This is a genomic window from Rahnella sp. P4_A8, assembly GCF_056402435.1.
Genome location: NZ_JBFUHK010000004.1, coordinates 160,506 through 177,071, shown reverse-complemented (window position 1 = coordinate 177,071; position 16,566 = coordinate 160,506). Strand labels below are relative to the sequence as shown.

Annotated in this window: 14 protein-coding genes; 10 read left to right on the top strand and 4 right to left on the bottom strand. The window is 50.3% G+C overall.

Annotated features, from left to right (window positions below):
* Both AC1DUO_RS04135 and AC1DUO_RS04130 read right to left on the bottom strand, forming a co-directional pair.
* Positions 1-1,092: AmpG family muropeptide MFS transporter (locus tag AC1DUO_RS04135; RefSeq protein ID WP_477986572.1), on the bottom strand; the 1,092-nt coding region annotated here is incomplete at its 3' end.
* A gap of 148 nt (positions 1,093-1,240) precedes the next feature.
* Positions 1,241-1,819, bottom strand: coding sequence for a lipoprotein (locus tag AC1DUO_RS04130; RefSeq protein ID WP_013576643.1), 579 nt, complete (start codon positions 1,817-1,819; stop codon positions 1,241-1,243).
* A 328-nt stretch (positions 1,820-2,147) separates the two neighbouring features.
* On the opposite strand from AC1DUO_RS04130, the gene bolA reads away from it, so the two are divergent.
* From bolA to AC1DUO_RS04085, 9 genes are all read left to right on the top strand, one after another.
* On the top strand, positions 2,148-2,462 hold the full coding sequence (bolA, locus tag AC1DUO_RS04125; protein ID WP_112151718.1) for a transcriptional regulator BolA: 315 nt from the start codon (positions 2,148-2,150) through the stop codon (positions 2,460-2,462).
* A 432-nt stretch (positions 2,463-2,894) separates the two neighbouring features.
* On the top strand, positions 2,895-4,199 hold the full coding sequence (tig, locus tag AC1DUO_RS04120) for a trigger factor (protein WP_013576641.1): 1,305 nt from the start codon (positions 2,895-2,897) through the stop codon (positions 4,197-4,199).
* Between the two features lie 413 nt (positions 4,200-4,612).
* The gene (gene clpP / locus AC1DUO_RS04115; RefSeq protein ID WP_013576640.1) at positions 4,613-5,236 is read left to right on the top strand and encodes an ATP-dependent Clp endopeptidase proteolytic subunit ClpP; all 624 of its coding nucleotides are present in this window, start codon (positions 4,613-4,615) and stop codon (positions 5,234-5,236) included.
* A gap of 205 nt (positions 5,237-5,441) precedes the next feature.
* The gene (gene clpX / locus AC1DUO_RS04110) at positions 5,442-6,716 is read left to right on the top strand and encodes an ATP-dependent protease ATP-binding subunit ClpX (RefSeq protein ID WP_013576639.1); all 1,275 of its coding nucleotides are present in this window, start codon (positions 5,442-5,444) and stop codon (positions 6,714-6,716) included.
* Between the two features lie 191 nt (positions 6,717-6,907).
* Positions 6,908-9,262 carry an endopeptidase La gene (gene lon / locus AC1DUO_RS04105; RefSeq protein WP_013576638.1) on the top strand — a complete coding sequence of 785 codons (2,355 nt, stop codon included), beginning with the start codon at positions 6,908-6,910 and terminating at the stop codon, positions 9,260-9,262.
* 216 nt (positions 9,263-9,478) lie between these two features.
* Positions 9,479-9,754, top strand: coding sequence for a nucleoid-associated protein HU-beta (hupB, locus tag AC1DUO_RS04100; RefSeq protein ID WP_013576637.1), 276 nt, complete (start codon positions 9,479-9,481; stop codon positions 9,752-9,754).
* A gap of 164 nt (positions 9,755-9,918) precedes the next feature.
* Entirely contained in the window at positions 9,919-11,799 is a 1,881-nt protein-coding gene (gene ppiD / locus AC1DUO_RS04095; protein WP_013576636.1) for a peptidylprolyl isomerase, read from the top strand.
* A gap of 139 nt (positions 11,800-11,938) precedes the next feature.
* The gene (locus AC1DUO_RS04090) at positions 11,939-12,322 is read left to right on the top strand and encodes a ComEA family DNA-binding protein (protein WP_013576635.1); all 384 of its coding nucleotides are present in this window, start codon (positions 11,939-11,941) and stop codon (positions 12,320-12,322) included.
* A gap of 118 nt (positions 12,323-12,440) precedes the next feature.
* Complete coding sequence (locus AC1DUO_RS04085; RefSeq protein WP_013576634.1) at positions 12,441-12,842, top strand: YbgC/FadM family acyl-CoA thioesterase; 402 nt, start codon at positions 12,441-12,443, stop codon at positions 12,840-12,842.
* Between the two features lie 97 nt (positions 12,843-12,939).
* Here AC1DUO_RS04085 and queC read toward each other — a convergent pair whose 3' ends face one another.
* Both queC and AC1DUO_RS04075 read right to left on the bottom strand, forming a co-directional pair.
* Positions 12,940-13,638 (bottom strand): 7-cyano-7-deazaguanine synthase QueC, encoded by a 699-nt coding sequence (queC, locus tag AC1DUO_RS04080; RefSeq protein ID WP_013576633.1) that lies wholly within the window; start codon positions 13,636-13,638, stop codon positions 12,940-12,942.
* A gap of 110 nt (positions 13,639-13,748) precedes the next feature.
* Entirely contained in the window at positions 13,749-15,461 is a 1,713-nt protein-coding gene (locus tag AC1DUO_RS04075; RefSeq protein ID WP_119261886.1) for an SgrR family transcriptional regulator, read from the bottom strand.
* 192 nt (positions 15,462-15,653) lie between these two features.
* Here AC1DUO_RS04075 and cof point away from each other — a divergent pair, with 192 nt between their 5' ends.
* On the top strand, positions 15,654-16,475 hold the full coding sequence (cof, locus tag AC1DUO_RS04070) for an HMP-PP phosphatase (protein ID WP_013576631.1): 822 nt from the start codon (positions 15,654-15,656) through the stop codon (positions 16,473-16,475).
* The last annotated feature ends 91 nt before the right edge of the window (positions 16,476-16,566 follow it).

The window sequence follows — 16,566 nt, the reverse complement described above, 5'->3', positions numbered from 1 at the left end:
GCCCACGGCAGACAATGCTGAAAGCAGCGCAAACTGGGTGGCAGAGAATGAGCGATTACACAGCGTCATCAGGAGTGCCACGAACGCTGCCGTCCCCATACCGCCACACAGGTTTTCAAAGAAAATCGCCGCGCCCATAGTGGTTAAATCTTTATCGGTGATGGCGAGGATCCAGTAACCGGCGTTAGAAACAGCCTGCAAAATCCCAAATAACATCAGGGCGCGGAACAAGCTCAGACGCTGCATTAACATTCCGCCAAACAATGCACCGATGATGGTTGCCATCAGCCCGAGCGTTTTATTTACCAGCCCGACCTCCCCCGCATCAAAACCGACGCCACGGATCAAAAATGTTGTACTCAGGCTTCCCGCAAACGCATCGCCCATCTTGTACATCACGATGAGCAGCAAAATCAGCCAGGCATTGTTGCGGCCAAAAAAGTCTTTCAGCGGTGCGACGACGGCCATCTCCATGGTACGCGGCGCTGGTTGGGTATTTTCAGGCTCCGGCGACAACAGGGTGGCGAGAACGCCGATGAGCATCATACCTGCCATCAGCCAGTACATATGCTGCCAGCCGAGATACCGATCAGCCAGCCATAATGCCAGTCCGCCGGAGACCAGCATTGCCAGGCGGTAACCCAGAACTGACACGGCGGCACCATTTCCGCGTTCTTCCGGTGGCAGTAAATCGGTTTTATACGCGTCAAAAACGATGTCCTGCGACGCCGAGGCGAATGCAATCAGTACGGCCAGCGCGGCGAGCCAGAATAAATCTTTTGAAGGGTCCATAAAACCCATCGCGAAAATCGCCACGACCAGCAACAACTGCGTCAGGATCAGCCATCCGCGTCTGCGCCCGAGAAAAGAAGGCGTGTAACGGTCCATCATCGGTGACCATAAGAACTTGAACACGTAGGCCTGACCTACCAGCGAAAAAATGCCGATGGTTTTCAGGTCAACATTTTCGACCGTCATCCACGCCTGCAACGTGCCGGACGTCAGCGCCAGGGGTAAACCGGAAGCGAAGCCCAGAAGCAGTAAAATGACCGTATTGCGTTGCGTGAAAATTTTAAAGTACTGACTGATCATGAAAATTGTGTTCCTGCGAACCGTTGAGAGAGTGGCGCATACGCATAATAAAGGAAGGGATGCATTTCAGGAAAGATAATCACTGGCCTTAAAAAGCATTCTGCCCGGACGAGYCGGGCAGAATTCATCACGCAAACTTCAGCTGAACTTAACGGGCATTCGCTTTGATGAAGTCACTGATGCTGGTGTCTGACGCCATGTCACTGATGACATCGCCCAGTGTGGTGTTAACTGCGTTGGTAATTTTTGCGTTAGTCGCAGACAGTGCGCCCTGAACGTTATATGTCGAGCGGTAGTTTTTCACCTGCTTGCTGCCGTTCTTCGCCGTCGCGATGATGGAGATGTCGGCTTTAGTGGTGATGTTATAACGCAGGTTACCTTCCTGAACATCTGCATACAGGTTGTTCACTACAATTTGCAAATCAACCGCGCCGTCAGCCCCGACCATGTAACCTCTGGCGGTCATTTGTTTCTCCAGTGATTCCTGCAACAGGAAACGCAGATCGCGTGACGGTGTCAGGGAAATCAACTGCCCATCGCGGTTCACTTTTGCCAGTGCCTGATCCTGACGCTGGTCAGCACCGTTGATGCTGATAGTGATGCCCTGAAGCGTTGGATCTTGTGAAGGCAGAACAATTTTCGGTGAAACGTCCAGGGTGTTAGTGCTGGTGGCGCAACCGGCCAGCATGAACAGTGCCAGAACAGGGAAAATAATTTTCTTTAGCATGTGTATTTTCTCAATATTAATAAGGGAATAGTGCTCAAAAATTTGCCGACATCATAACATTGCCATTTGCCGGGGGAAGTCCCAACAATCCGGAAAAGCGTGTTTTTCGCGTTTTTTTTCAGCAAAGTCGCAGTAAAGCTGCGGGCTGCTGACGCCATCCGTAGCGAAGCGGCAGTTTCTTTGACAGACTGAGCGCCATTTTTATCAATCTGCAGCAGAAATTTATTGTTCTGGCGTGCGTAGAATCTGGAAAGCCGCCTATCATTATAAAGAGATAGGTGTACCAGACAGGCGCAGTTCTCTGCTGATGCGGTGTAAGGAGATTGCTATGATTCGTGAGCAAATAGAAGCAAAATTAGTTGAAGCATTTGAACCTGCGTTTCTGGAAGTGACTGACGAAAGCTATCGTCATAATGTCCCGGCAGGCTCCGAGAGCCATTTTAAAGTGGTCATGGTGTCGGATAAGTTTATCGGGGAGCGTTTCCTGGCGCGTCATCGTGCCATCTATGGGAAATTAACGGAGGAGCTGGCAGGCAGCGTGCATGCGCTGGCTTTGCACACGTATACCCTGAAAGAATGGGAAGGCTTACAGGATACGGTGCCAGCTTCACCGCCGTGTCGCGGCGCGGGCACCATGGCCTGACAGTCGCGATCTGATTCACAAAAGGCATAAATATCGGCATTTGACGCGGTAACACTGGAACTTTCCTTGCCAGATGCGGTATTAGTAGATGCGAATTTCAAGAAACGGCCTGCGGGCCGTTTTTGTTTTTCTTCTGACGGACTGACGGCACGAGGTTTATGCCTCTGAATGACCGCATTTTTCGAAGGATCGAGTCCCGTGTGAGTTTCCCTCCCGCGCAACAGAGACCGTCCTCGACTCAATGCGTATGCGCCGCTATAATGTCGCGTCTAATTTTTCCGGAATGGTTTCGGACGCTCTCGAATACAGGGCTACGTTCTGATACAGAACTGTCCCGGTTCTTAGAAGTCGTTTTCAAGGTAAGTTTGCGCTCATCTTGAGAACGACTTCTGGAGTTGACCGAGCACTGTGATTTTTTTTTGAGGTAACAAGATGCAAGTTTCTGTTGAAACCACTCAAGGCCTTGGGCGCCGCGTAACGATTACTGTTCCTGCTGAAAGCATTGAAAAAGCAGTGAGCAGTGAACTGATCAACGTCTCTAAAAAAGTACGTATTGACGGCTTCCGTAAAGGCAAAGTACCAAGCCACATCATTGAACAGCGTTACGGCGCGTCAGTACGTCAGGACGTACTGGGTGATCTGATGCAACGCAATTTCGTTGATGCGATCATCAAAGAAAAAATCAATCCAGCTGGCGCACCTAACTACATCCCGGGTGAGTACAAGCAGGGTGAAGACTTTAACTTCTCCGTAGAATTTGAAGTGTACCCGGAAGTTGAGCTGAAAGATCTGGAAAACATCGAAGTTGAAAAACCGGTTGTTGAAGTTAACGACGCTGATGTTGATACCATGCTGGAAACTCTGCGTAAGCAACAAGCGGACTGGAAGGAAACTGATGCTGCGGCCACTGCTGAAGACCGCGTGACTGTAGATTTCTCCGGTTCCATCGACGGTGAAGAATTCGAAGGCGGCAAAGCTTCTGATTTCGTACTGGCTATGGGCCAGGGCCGCATGATCCCAGGCTTCGAAGACGGTCTGGTGGGTCACAAAGCCGGTGAAGAATTCACCATCGACGTGAACTTCCCGGAAGATTACCATGCTGAAAACCTGAAAGGTAAAGCGGCTAAGTTCGCGATTACTTTGAAGAAAGTAGAAGAGCGTGAGTTGCCAGAACTGACCCCTGAATTCATCAAACGTTTCGGCGTGGCTGATGGTTCTGTTGAAGGTCTGCGTGCTGAAGTGCGTAAAAACATGGAACGCGAGCTGAAAGGTGCTGTTCGTAACCGCATCAAAACTCAGGCAATCGACGGTCTGGTCAGCGCTAACGAAATCGACGTGCCATCTGCACTGATCGACGGCGAAGTGGATGTTCTGCGTCGTCAGGCTGCACAACGTTTTGGCGGCAACGAAAAACAAGCGCTGGAACTGCCACGCGAATTGTTTGAAGAGCAAGCTAAACGTCGCGTCGTTGTTGGTTTGTTGCTGGGCGAGGTCATCAGCCAGCACGAACTGAAAGCTGATGAAGATCGCGTTAAAGCACTGATCGAAGAAATGGCTTCTGCGTACGAAGATCCACAGGAAGTTGTTGAGTTCTACAGCAAAAACAAAGAGCTGATGAACAACATGCGTAACGTCGCACTGGAAGAACAAGCGGTCGAAACTCTGTTGTCTAAAGCGAAAGTGACTGAAAAAGCCACTACCTTTACTGAACTGATGAACCAGACTCAACCTGCATAATTGTAATGCACGTTGCTGAACCTGTTTACAGGTTTGCTTCCAAAGCCCGCGGTTTTTACTGCGGGCTTTTTATTTCCTGAAAATCAGGTATTTTTGTTTTGGCTGTTGTTTTTGCACTATATTTATCAATATAAAGCACAGCCCACGTAGAAACTGTTGACTGACACCCTCAGGATGGCTTTTTACTGGCTCAGGGGGCACGCCAAAAAAGAAATATCACTGCAGGCTTGAAAAAGGGGGCAATTCCCCCAATTGATAAGAGCTAACCCAGGTAAATTTGTAGTTAAAATCTGACTGATAAACACCGTCAGGCGTGTAAATGGCGACTTGGCCGCTTGAGCATAGTCATGTGTGCCTATCTCAAGTAGAATCGATTTTAAATAGCGCCAAACAGAATCTATTAGGAGACGGTTATGTCATACAGTGGTGAAAGAGAGCAATTTGCACCAAACATGGCGTTGGTACCCATGGTGGTTGAGCAAACTTCACGGGGCGAGCGTTCATACGATATTTTCTCCCGTCTGCTTAAGGAACGTATCATCTTCCTGACCGGTCAGGTTGAAGACCATATGGCTAACCTGATTGTTGCCCAGATGCTGTTCCTGGAAGCAGAAAGTCCGGAAAAAGACATTTATTTGTATATCAACTCACCGGGCGGCGTGATCACTGCCGGTATGTCGATTTATGACACCATGCAGTTCATCAAACCGGATGTCAGCACGATTTGTATGGGACAAGCCTGTTCAATGGGCGCATTCCTGTTAACAGCCGGTGCCGAAGGCAAACGCTTCTGCCTGCCAAATTCCCGTGTGATGATCCACCAGCCACTGGGCGGTTTCCAGGGCCAGGCGACGGATATTGAGATCCACGCTAAAGAAATTCTGAAAGTGAAATCTCGTATGAATGAGCTGATGGCGAAACATACGGGCAAATCTCTTGAAGAAATAGAGCGTGACACTGAGCGTGACCGTTTCCTGTCCGCTGATGAGGCTGTACAGTACGGGTTAGTAGACTCCGTATTTACCCATCGCGCCTGACGGCTTATTTCTGCCGGGCTGATGGTCTATAGTTATACTCATACGGACGTCTCAAAGGCAGGGCTTGAGTTACTGAAGTTCTGCAAGCAATGAGTCATAACAGGAATGAACAGACATCAGCCAATCATGCGGCTGTTGTGTAATATAGTCGTGTCGTGGTGTTATTGTTACGCTGCGGGACTGATACCAGAGAAGAGGTTTACTGATGACAGATAAGCGCAAAGACGGTTCAGGAAAGCTGCTGTACTGCTCTTTTTGCGGCAAAAGCCAGCATGAAGTTCGTAAGCTGATTGCCGGGCCGTCAGTGTATATCTGCGATGAATGTGTCGATTTATGTAATGACATTATTCGCGAAGAGATCAAAGAAGTCGCGCCACACCGTGAACGCAGTGCATTACCGACGCCGCATGAAATCCGTCAGCACCTTGACGATTATGTTATCGGCCAGGAACCTGCAAAAAAAGTGCTGGCAGTGGCGGTCTACAACCACTATAAGCGCCTGCGTAATGGCGATACCAGCAACGGTATAGAATTAGGCAAGAGTAACATCCTGCTGATCGGGCCGACCGGTAGCGGCAAAACGCTGCTGGCTGAAACCCTGGCGCGTTTCCTGGATGTGCCATTTACCATGGCCGATGCCACCACGCTGACCGAGGCCGGTTATGTGGGTGAGGACGTCGAAAATATCATTCAGAAACTGCTGCAGAAATGTGACTACGACGTACAGAAAGCGCAACGCGGCATTGTTTACATTGATGAAATTGACAAGATTTCTCGCAAGTCTGACAACCCATCGATCACGCGTGATGTGTCCGGTGAAGGTGTACAGCAGGCACTGCTGAAACTTATTGAAGGCACCGTGGCTGCTGTTCCACCGCAAGGCGGACGTAAGCATCCGCAGCAGGAATTCTTGCAGGTTGATACTTCGAAAATCCTGTTTATCTGTGGCGGTGCTTTTGCCGGCCTGGATAAAGTGATTGGACAGCGTATCAATACGAATACCGGTATCGGTTTCGGCGCTGAAGTGAAAGGCAAAGAGCAGAAAGCGACTGAAGGTCAGTTACTGGCTCAGGCTGAACCCGAAGATTTGATTAAATTTGGTCTGATCCCAGAGTTCATAGGTCGTCTGCCAGTGGTGGCGACTCTGAGTGAGCTCAATGAAGAAGCCCTGATTCAAATCCTGAAAGAGCCGAAAAATGCCCTGACTAAGCAATATCAGGCATTGTTTAATCTCGAAGGCGTTGAACTGGAATTCCGGGATGAAGCGCTGACGGCCATTGCCAAAAAAGCCATGATCCGTAAAACCGGTGCGCGTGGCCTGCGTTCCATTGTGGAAGCGGCATTGCTGGATACCATGTATGATCTGCCGTCTCTCGAAGATGTCGAGAAAGTGGTTATTGATGAATCCGTGATTGCGGGTCAGTCAGAGCCTCTGATGATTTATGGCAAGCCGGAAGCACAACAAGCATCTGGCGAATAATTAGCCAATCTATCCAGAGAGTTAGCCACGAAATGGGGGATTTTGTCCCCCATTTTTTTTTCGCACATTCTTATCGTTGAATGTCGGACATTCATCCCCATATACTCAGTTAACGACTTGCTGAAACCCGTCTGACTCGTGTTTCACGAGATTTCCTTAACCTGGCGGAAGCTAAACTAAGAGAGAGCTCTATGAACCCTGAGCGTTCTGAACGCATAGAAATCCCCGTATTGCCTCTGCGCGATGTGGTGGTTTATCCGCACATGGTGATCCCGTTGTTTGTTGGCAGGGAAAAATCGATTCGATGCCTCGAAGCTGCGATGGATCACGACAAAAAAATCATGCTGGTGGCGCAGAAAGAAGCCTCAACAGATGAGCCGGGCGTTAATGATCTCTTCTCCGTGGGTACGGTTGCCTCAATATTACAAATGCTGAAGCTCCCGGATGGCACGGTAAAAGTGCTGGTGGAAGGGTTACAACGCGCGCGTATTACGACACTTTCTGACAGTGGCGAGCATTTTGCTGCCCAGGCGGAGTACCTGGAATCTCCGGCCGTGGATGAACGCGAGCAGGAAGTTCTGGTGCGTACTGCGATTAATCAGTTTGAAGGCTACATCAAGCTGAACAAAAAGATCCCGCCGGAAGTGCTGACTTCGCTGAACAGCATTGAAGATGCTGCACGTCTGGCTGACACCATCGCGGCACATATGCCACTGAAACTCGCTGACAAACAATCTGTACTGGAAATGTTTGATATCACCGAGCGTCTGGAATATTTGATGGCGATGATGGAATCGGAAATTGACCTGTTGCAGGTTGAGAAACGCATTCGCAATCGTGTCAAAAAACAGATGGAGAAAAGTCAGCGCGAGTACTATCTGAATGAGCAAATGAAAGCGATTCAGAAAGAACTGGGCGAAATGGATGACACGCCTGACGAGCACGAGGCGCTGAAACGCAAAATCGAAGCGGCCAAAATGCCGAAAGATGCGCGTGAGAAAACCGAAGCTGAGCTGCAAAAACTGAAAATGATGTCGCCGATGTCCGCCGAAGCTACGGTTGTCCGTGGATATATCGACTGGATGCTTCAGGTGCCATGGAATGCCCGCAGCAAAGTGAAAAAGGACCTGATCAAAGCACAGGAAGTTCTGGATACTGACCATTATGGTCTGGAGCGTGTCAAAGACCGCATTCTGGAATACCTCGCCGTGCAGAGTCGCGTCAGCAAAATCAAAGGCCCAATCCTGTGTCTGGTCGGGCCTCCGGGTGTGGGTAAAACCTCACTGGGTCAGTCAATCGCACGCGCGACTGGCCGTCAGTATGTTCGTATGGCGTTGGGTGGCGTACGTGATGAAGCGGAAATCCGTGGTCACCGTCGTACCTATATCGGTTCCATGCCGGGCAAACTGATCCAGAAAATGGCGAAAGTGGGGGTTAAAAACCCGCTGTTCCTGCTTGATGAAATCGACAAGATGTCATCGGATATGCGTGGCGATCCGGCTTCTGCCTTGCTGGAAGTATTGGATCCGGAACAGAACGTGGCGTTCAACGATCACTATCTGGAAGTCGATTACGACCTGTCAGATGTGATGTTTGTGGCGACCTCGAACTCGATGAACATCCCGGCTCCGCTGCTGGACCGTATGGAAGTGATCCGTCTTTCCGGTTATACCGAAGACGAAAAACTGAACATCGCCAAACAGCACCTGTTGCCGAAACAGCTTGAACGTAATGCGCTTAAGAAGAACGAACTGACTGTGGATGACAGCGCAATAACTGGCATCATCCGTTTCTATACCCGTGAAGCGGGTGTACGTAGTCTGGAACGTGAGTTGTCGAAACTGTGCCGTAAAGCGGTTAAGCAATTGCTGATGGATAAAGACATCAAGCACATTGAAATTAACGGCGACAACCTGAAAGATTTCCTCGGCGTGCAGAAGGTCGATTATGGCCGTGCTGATACCGAAAACCGGGTGGGCCAGGTTACTGGTCTGGCGTGGACCGAAGTGGGCGGTGAATTGCTGACCATCGAAACGGCCTGCGTACCGGGCAAAGGTAAGCTGACTTACACCGGTTCTCTCGGTGAAGTCATGCAGGAATCCATTCAGGCTGCACTGACGGTTGTCCGTTCACGCGCAGACAAACTGGGTATCAACCCTGACTTCTACGAAAAACGTGATATTCACGTTCACGTACCCGAAGGGGCAACGCCGAAAGATGGCCCGAGTGCCGGTATTGCCATGTGTACCGCGCTGGTGTCTTGTCTGACGGGTAACCCGGTTCGTGCGGATGTTGCGATGACCGGTGAGATCACACTGCGTGGTCTGGTTCTGCCAATCGGTGGTCTGAAAGAAAAGCTGCTGGCGGCCCATCGTGGTGGCATCAAAGTGGTTCTGATCCCGGACGACAACAAACGTGATCTGGAAGAAATTCCGGCGAACGTGCTGGCAGATCTTGAGATCCATCCGGTAAAACGCATTGATGATGTTCTCAACATCGCACTGCAAAATCCGGCTTACGGAGCATTGCCGGTGGCAGCAAAATAGTGACCTCAGCTTACACAGTTGAATAAAACTCAGGCTGGCAGGTGAAATCTCACTTGCCAGCTTTTTTTTGTGCCGTTAACTTAGTGAACGGTCAAAGGGTTTCAGGCTGCTTTCAGTCGCTTGCATCACTCTGACAAGATTGATATAACAGCAGCGCGGTCACGTCTGCAGGGAAAATGCGCCGTGATGAACGAATTTTAAGAGGGGATGATAAGAGTGAATAAGTCACAATTGATCGACAAAATTGCTGCCGGTGCTGATATTTCTAAAGCCGCAGCGGGACGTGTTTTAGATGCTGTTCTTGCATCTGTCACTGACACCCTGAAAGCTGGGGATGAAGTAGCTCTGGTTGGTTTTGGTACTTTCTCCGTTCGCGAGCGTTCAGCACGTACTGGTCGTAACCCACAGACCGGTAAAGAAATCAGCATTGCAGCCGCTAAAGTGCCGGGCTTCCGTGCAGGTAAAGCGCTGAAAGATGCCGTTAACGGTTAATTACCCGCAGACTGACGTTGAAACTGTGTGAGGCGCATCACTGATGCTTTTCATTCAGGTCTGGTTGTTAAACAATAACCTGACGTCATCGGGCTGGTAAGGTAAGATACAAGGCGCATCGAAAACGGTGCGCTTTTTTTATTACAGCGGAGTGTTGCCACACTATGATGGACAATTTACGCGCGGCCGCCAATCACGTCGTGCTCAAAATCATTCTGGCCCTGATTATTCTGTCCTTTATTTTGACAGGGGTAGGCAACTACCTGATCGGCGGTTCAGGCGACTATGCAGCGAAAGTGAATGGTCAGGAAATAGGACGTGCTCAGCTGGAACAGGCAGTTCAAAACCAGCGTAGCCGCTTGCAACAGCAGCTTGGAGATCAATTCTCTGCGCTTGCGGGCAGCGACGGTTATATGCAGCAATTACGCCAGGAATCCCTGAGCAACCTGATTGACGTCACGTTGCTGGATCAGTATTCCAAAAAATTAGGCATTACCGTCAGCGATCAGCAGATCAAAGATGCGATTTTTGCGACCCCGCAATTCCAGACTGATGGCCGTTTCGACAATGCTAAATATCTGCAAAGCATCCAGGGTATGGGATACACCGCGGATAACTTTGCGCAGTTGATGAAACAACAGTTAATCAGTCAGCAACTTGAGCAAGCCTACGGTCAGTCCGATTTCGTTTTGCCAGTGGAAAGTAAATCTCTAGGTGGGTTGATTCTGCAAAGTCGTGATGTGCAGACTGCCACATTGGATACCGATGCGCTGGCAGCTAAACAGCAGGTCACTGACGCTGAATTGCAGGCATTCTACGACCAGAATAAAAACAGTTTCCTCTCGCCTGAACAGGTGAAAGTCAGCTACATCGAAATGGATGCAGCGGCCATGCAGGGGAAAACTAACGTGACGGATGCGGATATCAGCGCCTATTACGACCAGCATAAAAGCGAATTTGGTCAGCCTGAACGCCGTCGCTACAGTGTCATTGTTCTGAAATCTCAGGCCGATGCTGACGCAGTGGCTGCCGAGCTGAAAAAAGGCACCGATTTCGCGGAACTGGCTAAGACCAAATCGACCGATGCGCTGAGTGCCAGACAAGGTGGTGACCTCGGCTGGATGGAGCCTGAAACGACGTTACCAGAATTTAAAAATGCCAATCTGACCACCAAAGGTCAGGTGTCTGGTGTGATTAAATCGGACAGCGGTTTCTTCATTTTGCGCCTTGATGACGTGACGCCTGAGCAGGTCAAACCGTTAGCTGACGTTCGCAACACGATTGCCGACAAGCTTAAACAAGAGAAATCATTGGATGCCTACTACGCGCTGCAACAGAAAGTCAGCGAAGCGGCAACCAATGACAACGAATCTCTGGCTTCAGCTGAAGATGTTGCCGGTACGAAAGCGGTTCACACAGATTGGTTCACTCAGAATCAAATCCCGGCAGGTATCAATTTCAAACCTGTCGTACAGGCGATTTTCGACGGTGGCCTGATTGGTCAGGACGGTTCTCCTGGCAGTAACTCAGACATTATTACCGTTGATGGTGACCGCGCCTTTGTAGTTCGCGTGGATGCGCACAAAGCTGAAGGGGTTAAACCTTTCGCTGACGTGAAAGATCAGGTGACGACGCTGGTGAAACGGCAGAAAGCACAGGATCAGGCGCGTATGGAAGGTGAGAAACTGCTGACCGCGTTGAAAGAAGGCAAAGGCGATGACGCCATGAAAGCTGCCGGCCTGACATTTGGTGCCGTCCAGAAAGTACAGCGTAGCCAGCAGCCTTCTGCATTCGAAGAAAACGTTTACGCACTGCCTCATCCTCAGAAAGACCAACCGGTTTATGGGCTGACTCAGGACGATAAAGGCAACAGTGTACTGGTCAAACTGAATGCGGTGACGCCGGGTACCATTCCTGCCGCTGATACAGCACGTTTCAATCAGGAAATGCAACAGACGTCCTCGAATGTGGCCTTTGATTCGCTGCTGACCAACCTGCGTCAGGAAGCGAAAATCAAATACGGTTCTGCTGCACAAAACCAGTAAACGCCGCAAAGTTTTGCAACGCGTTGCAACAAACAAAAGGCCGCTTCCGCGGCCTTTTCCACATTTGAATGTTGCCCGTTGTCCGCTTTCTCTGCCTGATGCATTCTCTCCGTGCTGTCAAACACATGGAGGATACAGCATGAAAAAATTAGGCATCACCTCACTTTCGTTAGCTCTCGCTCTGGGACTTTCCACACTACCGGTCATGTTGCAGGCCGCGCCCAATGCGGCCAGCAGCGTGGCGACCACGACGGCGGCGCCAGCGACGGCAGCCAGCAAAGTCACTGGCCCGCAAGTGAAAAAGGAACAAGTGGCAGTGACCGATGAAAGTACCGTAAGCATCAACACGGCGACTGCGGAAGAATTTGCCAATGTGATGAACGGAGTAGGGATGAAAAAAGCGCAAGCCATCGTCAGTTACCGCGAAGATCTTGGGCAATTTACGGATATCGAACAATTGCGTGAAGTTCCGGGAATTGGTGCTGCATTGTTTGAACGTAACAAGGACCGTCTGAAATTGTGACGGATGTCGCGGCGGTGATCCCTTAACGGTTGCCGCCGTTTTCTTCTGCTAATCTCTAGAGACATCTGACCAGTTTGGTTGTAAGCCTCAGACGACTATCAGGAGTTTCTTAACGATTATGCATACGTTCATTAAAGTTCGCGGTTTCCACATTGACGTTTATCAGCACGTAAACAACGCGCGTTATCTGGAATTTCTTGAAACAGCGCGCTGGGAATGGCTCGACAATCAGTCAGGTTTCCAGTGGATGAGCCAGAACAAGATTGCCTTCATCGTGGTGAATATCAACATCAATTACCGCAAGCCTGCGGTATTGGGGGATGTATTGCGCATTGACAGCAGTTTGCAGCAACTGAACGGGCGCAGTGGTGTTCTCGAGCAGGTTGTCACGTGTGAAGGTGATGTGGTTGCGGATGCGACGCTGACGTTCGTGTGTATCGATTTGCGTACGCAAAAAGCGCTGCCGCTGGAAGGGGAATTGCTCGAGCGGTTACGTGAACTGGAACTGGAAAACGATTAATCGTTTCCCCTTACGCAAGATCACTTTCCCGTCAAAAGAATACGCCAACGGGCGGTTGAAAGCCGCCCGTTACCGGCAAAACATTAAAACTGAAAAATTAACGCAGTCCGGTTTTGTTCTTCAGGCTGGTCATCACGCCCGCTTTATCCTGCTGGTATTGCTGCAAACCATTAGCGCGTAAATGACAGGCGGCACATTCACCACAACCATCACCAGCAATGCCGTTGTAGCAGGTCAGCGTTTTATGACGAACCAGATCCAACTGCTGGTAATAATCGGCCAGCGCCCAGGTTTCGGCTTTATTGAGCCACATCAGCGGCGTTTCGAAACGCACATCTCGCGCCAGACCCAGCGACACAGCCGTATTCAGCGCCTTGACGAATTCATCACGGCAATCCGGATAACCGGAGAAGTCAGTTTCACACACGCCGGTGATGACGGCTTCTGCCTGGATCTGATAGGCATAAATGGCCGCCAGCGTCAGGAAAAGAATATTACGACCGGGAACGAACGTACTCGGCAAGCCCCCGTTGTTTTCATCACCAAAATTAGGCACCGGAATGTTATCGCGGGTCAGGCTGCTGACAGCCAGTTCGTTTAACAACCCGACATCCAGCACTTTATGGGCACGTGCGCCCAGTTCCACAGACAGTTTTTGTGCAATCTCGATTTCTGCACGATGACGCTGACCATAATCGAAAGTAACGCAGTGGACTTCGTCATATTGCTTCAGAGCCTGAATCAGACAGGTTGTTGAATCTTGTCCGCCGCTAAAAACTACCACTGCTCTTTTCATTCTGATTACCTGTTGTTTGAAACCATTATCTGAAATTCACTGCGCATCGGGCAGTAAAAGTGCCCTAATGTTACTTTCCTTTACCCCCGGAGTGTAGTGAAACAGCTCCTTCAGGCACTTTCCGTTGGCAGCGGCGGCGGAACCCATGCCTGACAGAAATCGAACCAGCCCCATGCGGTGAGTTGCACACCGCTGATGCGTGGTGGTGCGCTGACCTGATACTGATAATTAAACAACGGTGTGACGATGGCCGACTGCATCCACTGAAATAAATGATCGCGCAGTTCGTCCGAGCGATGGTTCTCCAGCGGGATTTGCTGAATAGCGGCCAGGCGCTGTTGCTGGCAAACATAATCTTTTTCGCGCAGGATCCCCGGCCAGAGCGGATCTTGCTGTAACCAGTTCTCCAGGGAGGCATCGGGAGATTCGCCAATCAAACGATCACCGAGAAGCAGATCGGCCCAGCCCAGCAGCGCATCATCTTCCCAAAGTCGCCCGGCATGATATTTAACCTCCAGTGCACAATCTTCTTCCGCCAGCTTTTCCTTTAGTGCCTGCGCCACCAGCTCAAATTCAACCGGCGGGTGAAACAGCAATGTCAGCTTTTCAGGCAATGGAACATCAGCATCGTCATGCAAAGGTATTGGCCAGCCAGGCAGCATTTCTTTGCTGGCTTTCACCAGATCATGATCGATAGGCAAATTATCCAGCATGCCGCTGCGCTGGATCAGACGGACGATTTTACGCGCCTGAGCCTCATTCAATACGCCACGTTTCAGATTGGCGGCGATGTAGCAAAATCCCAAGCTGGTGCTGCGTCTGACCGGTTTCACGCGCGATAATTCATCCTGTTCACCCAAAATGATCCTGACCGGATGCTGGCAACTGACATTGCTTTTTTGTGCAAAGAGTTGCGGTGTGATCCAAAATTCAATAGCCGCCAGATAAGGATGCTGTAAGGCGTACAACGTATGTTGTTCAAGCCTGATCAGTTCAGGTGAAAAGGTAGTCAGGCGAAAAGGACCCGCGCCGATATGTGGATTATCGGGATGGGATAACAGGCAGTTAAGGTCGGCAAACCGGTGCGCCAGCCAGTAATCGGGTTTATCGAGATCAAACTGCAGACAAAGTGCGTGCGGCTGAGACAATTTGCTCACGCAAGCCAGATTATGTTTACTGCGCGGTGAGTTTTGCAGTTGTTCAAAGCGCGCCATTAATTGCGCGGTCTTCAGTGGTTCTCCGTTATGCCAGAACAACTGACTACGCAGGAAAAATTGCCAGGTTTTGCCGTTATTACTGATTTGCCAGTGATGGGCCAGATCGGGCTGGGGGGCTGAATTTCCCGGAATAAAACGCGTCAGTCCTGCATGAATAGTATGGGCAAGATGTTGCTCGGCACGGCCGGTCAACGTCAGCGGATCTAAAGGCTGGAGAGGGCGATAATAGGGTATACGCAGCGTGGGCGCATCTTCCTGCCATTGCCCGCCCAAATGCGGCGCCAGCAGTGCATTGAGATGGCTCGGATCCAGCTGGCTTAGCTGCAACGCGGCCGAATGTTCGCCATTTTTCAGCAACTCCTGCAAACAGGCTCCCCGCAATTCTTCGGGGGTTTTCAGGCAGCAAAGTGACGCACGCTTCCCCCGACCTGCTTGGGATTGCCAGTCAATCCAGCCCGCATCCTGAAAGTGTTTCAGCAACGTTCGGGTATGACGTTCACTGCAACAGAAAATCTCAGCCAGTTCGGCCACGGTAAACTGAACCGGAACTTGTCCGGTCTTCAGGTATAAACGCTGAAATTGATTAAGCCGGTTTTGCAGGCGCACGGTAAATACGGAACCTTATTTTTGCTGTGAATTATCCTGTTCATCATATCGTGCGTATGGCGCGCTGGCTTGCAGCGAAGAGCCAGAGTGTGAGCTAAAACCGGAACAGTATTCACAAACTGTTCACTATTAGTTCCGCAAATCGCAGTCCATACTTTGAGGGTGAAAATCATTCCTTTTCTGAGAGAAAATATGTTCCGTTTAGCTGCATTTGATATGGATGGCACTCTGCTTTTACCCGATCACACGCTGGGCGAAAAAACACTGGCAACATTGCGTCAGCTGGCTGAAAAGCCGGTAAAACTGACGTTTGCCACCGGCCGTCATTATCTCGAAATGAAAGATATTCTGGCGAACATCGGACTGGACGGTTTTCTGATCACCGGAAACGGCACGCGAATTCATGACTTGTCTGGGCACCGGTTGCATGCCAGTGACTTGTCCGAAGATTGTGCACACGAGCTTTTGCACACGCAATGGGATACACCTGCCAGCCAGCATGTATTCCGTGATGATGGCTGGTTTACGTCTCTGGACGATCCGGATTTGCTGATCCCGCATCAGTTCAGCGGCTTCCGCTATCAGTTACAGGATCTGCGTTTATTGCCTGATTCTGGTAACAGCAAAGTGTGTTTCTGCGCACCGCATGAAACCTTGCTGGCGCTGGTACCCCAACTGGAAGCGCATTTCGGCCCRCGTCTTGACCTGTGTTTTTCAGCGGCAGATTGTCTGGATGTGCAGCCCGCAGGCAGTAATAAAGGCAGTGCTCTGGCGCTTCTCACTGCAGGTCTGGGGATCGATATGTCTGAATGCATGGCATTCGGCGATGCCATGAACGACAAGGAAATGCTGGAAAGTGTCGGGATGGGGCTGATTATGGGCAACGCCTTGCCGGTGCTGAAAGAGCAGGCCTCTCATTTACAAATCATCGGACATTGCCGTAATCAGGCTGTGTCTCACTTTTTGCAACACTGGCTGCACACTCCACACCTCACCTATTCCCCCGAATATTAAGGTATTGCAGCAAGCCGGGTTCACTTTAACTGTCCCGGCTTTTTTCCTCTTCATCCTTCGAACTGCAACTGCGTTAGCTGCATTCTTTCAC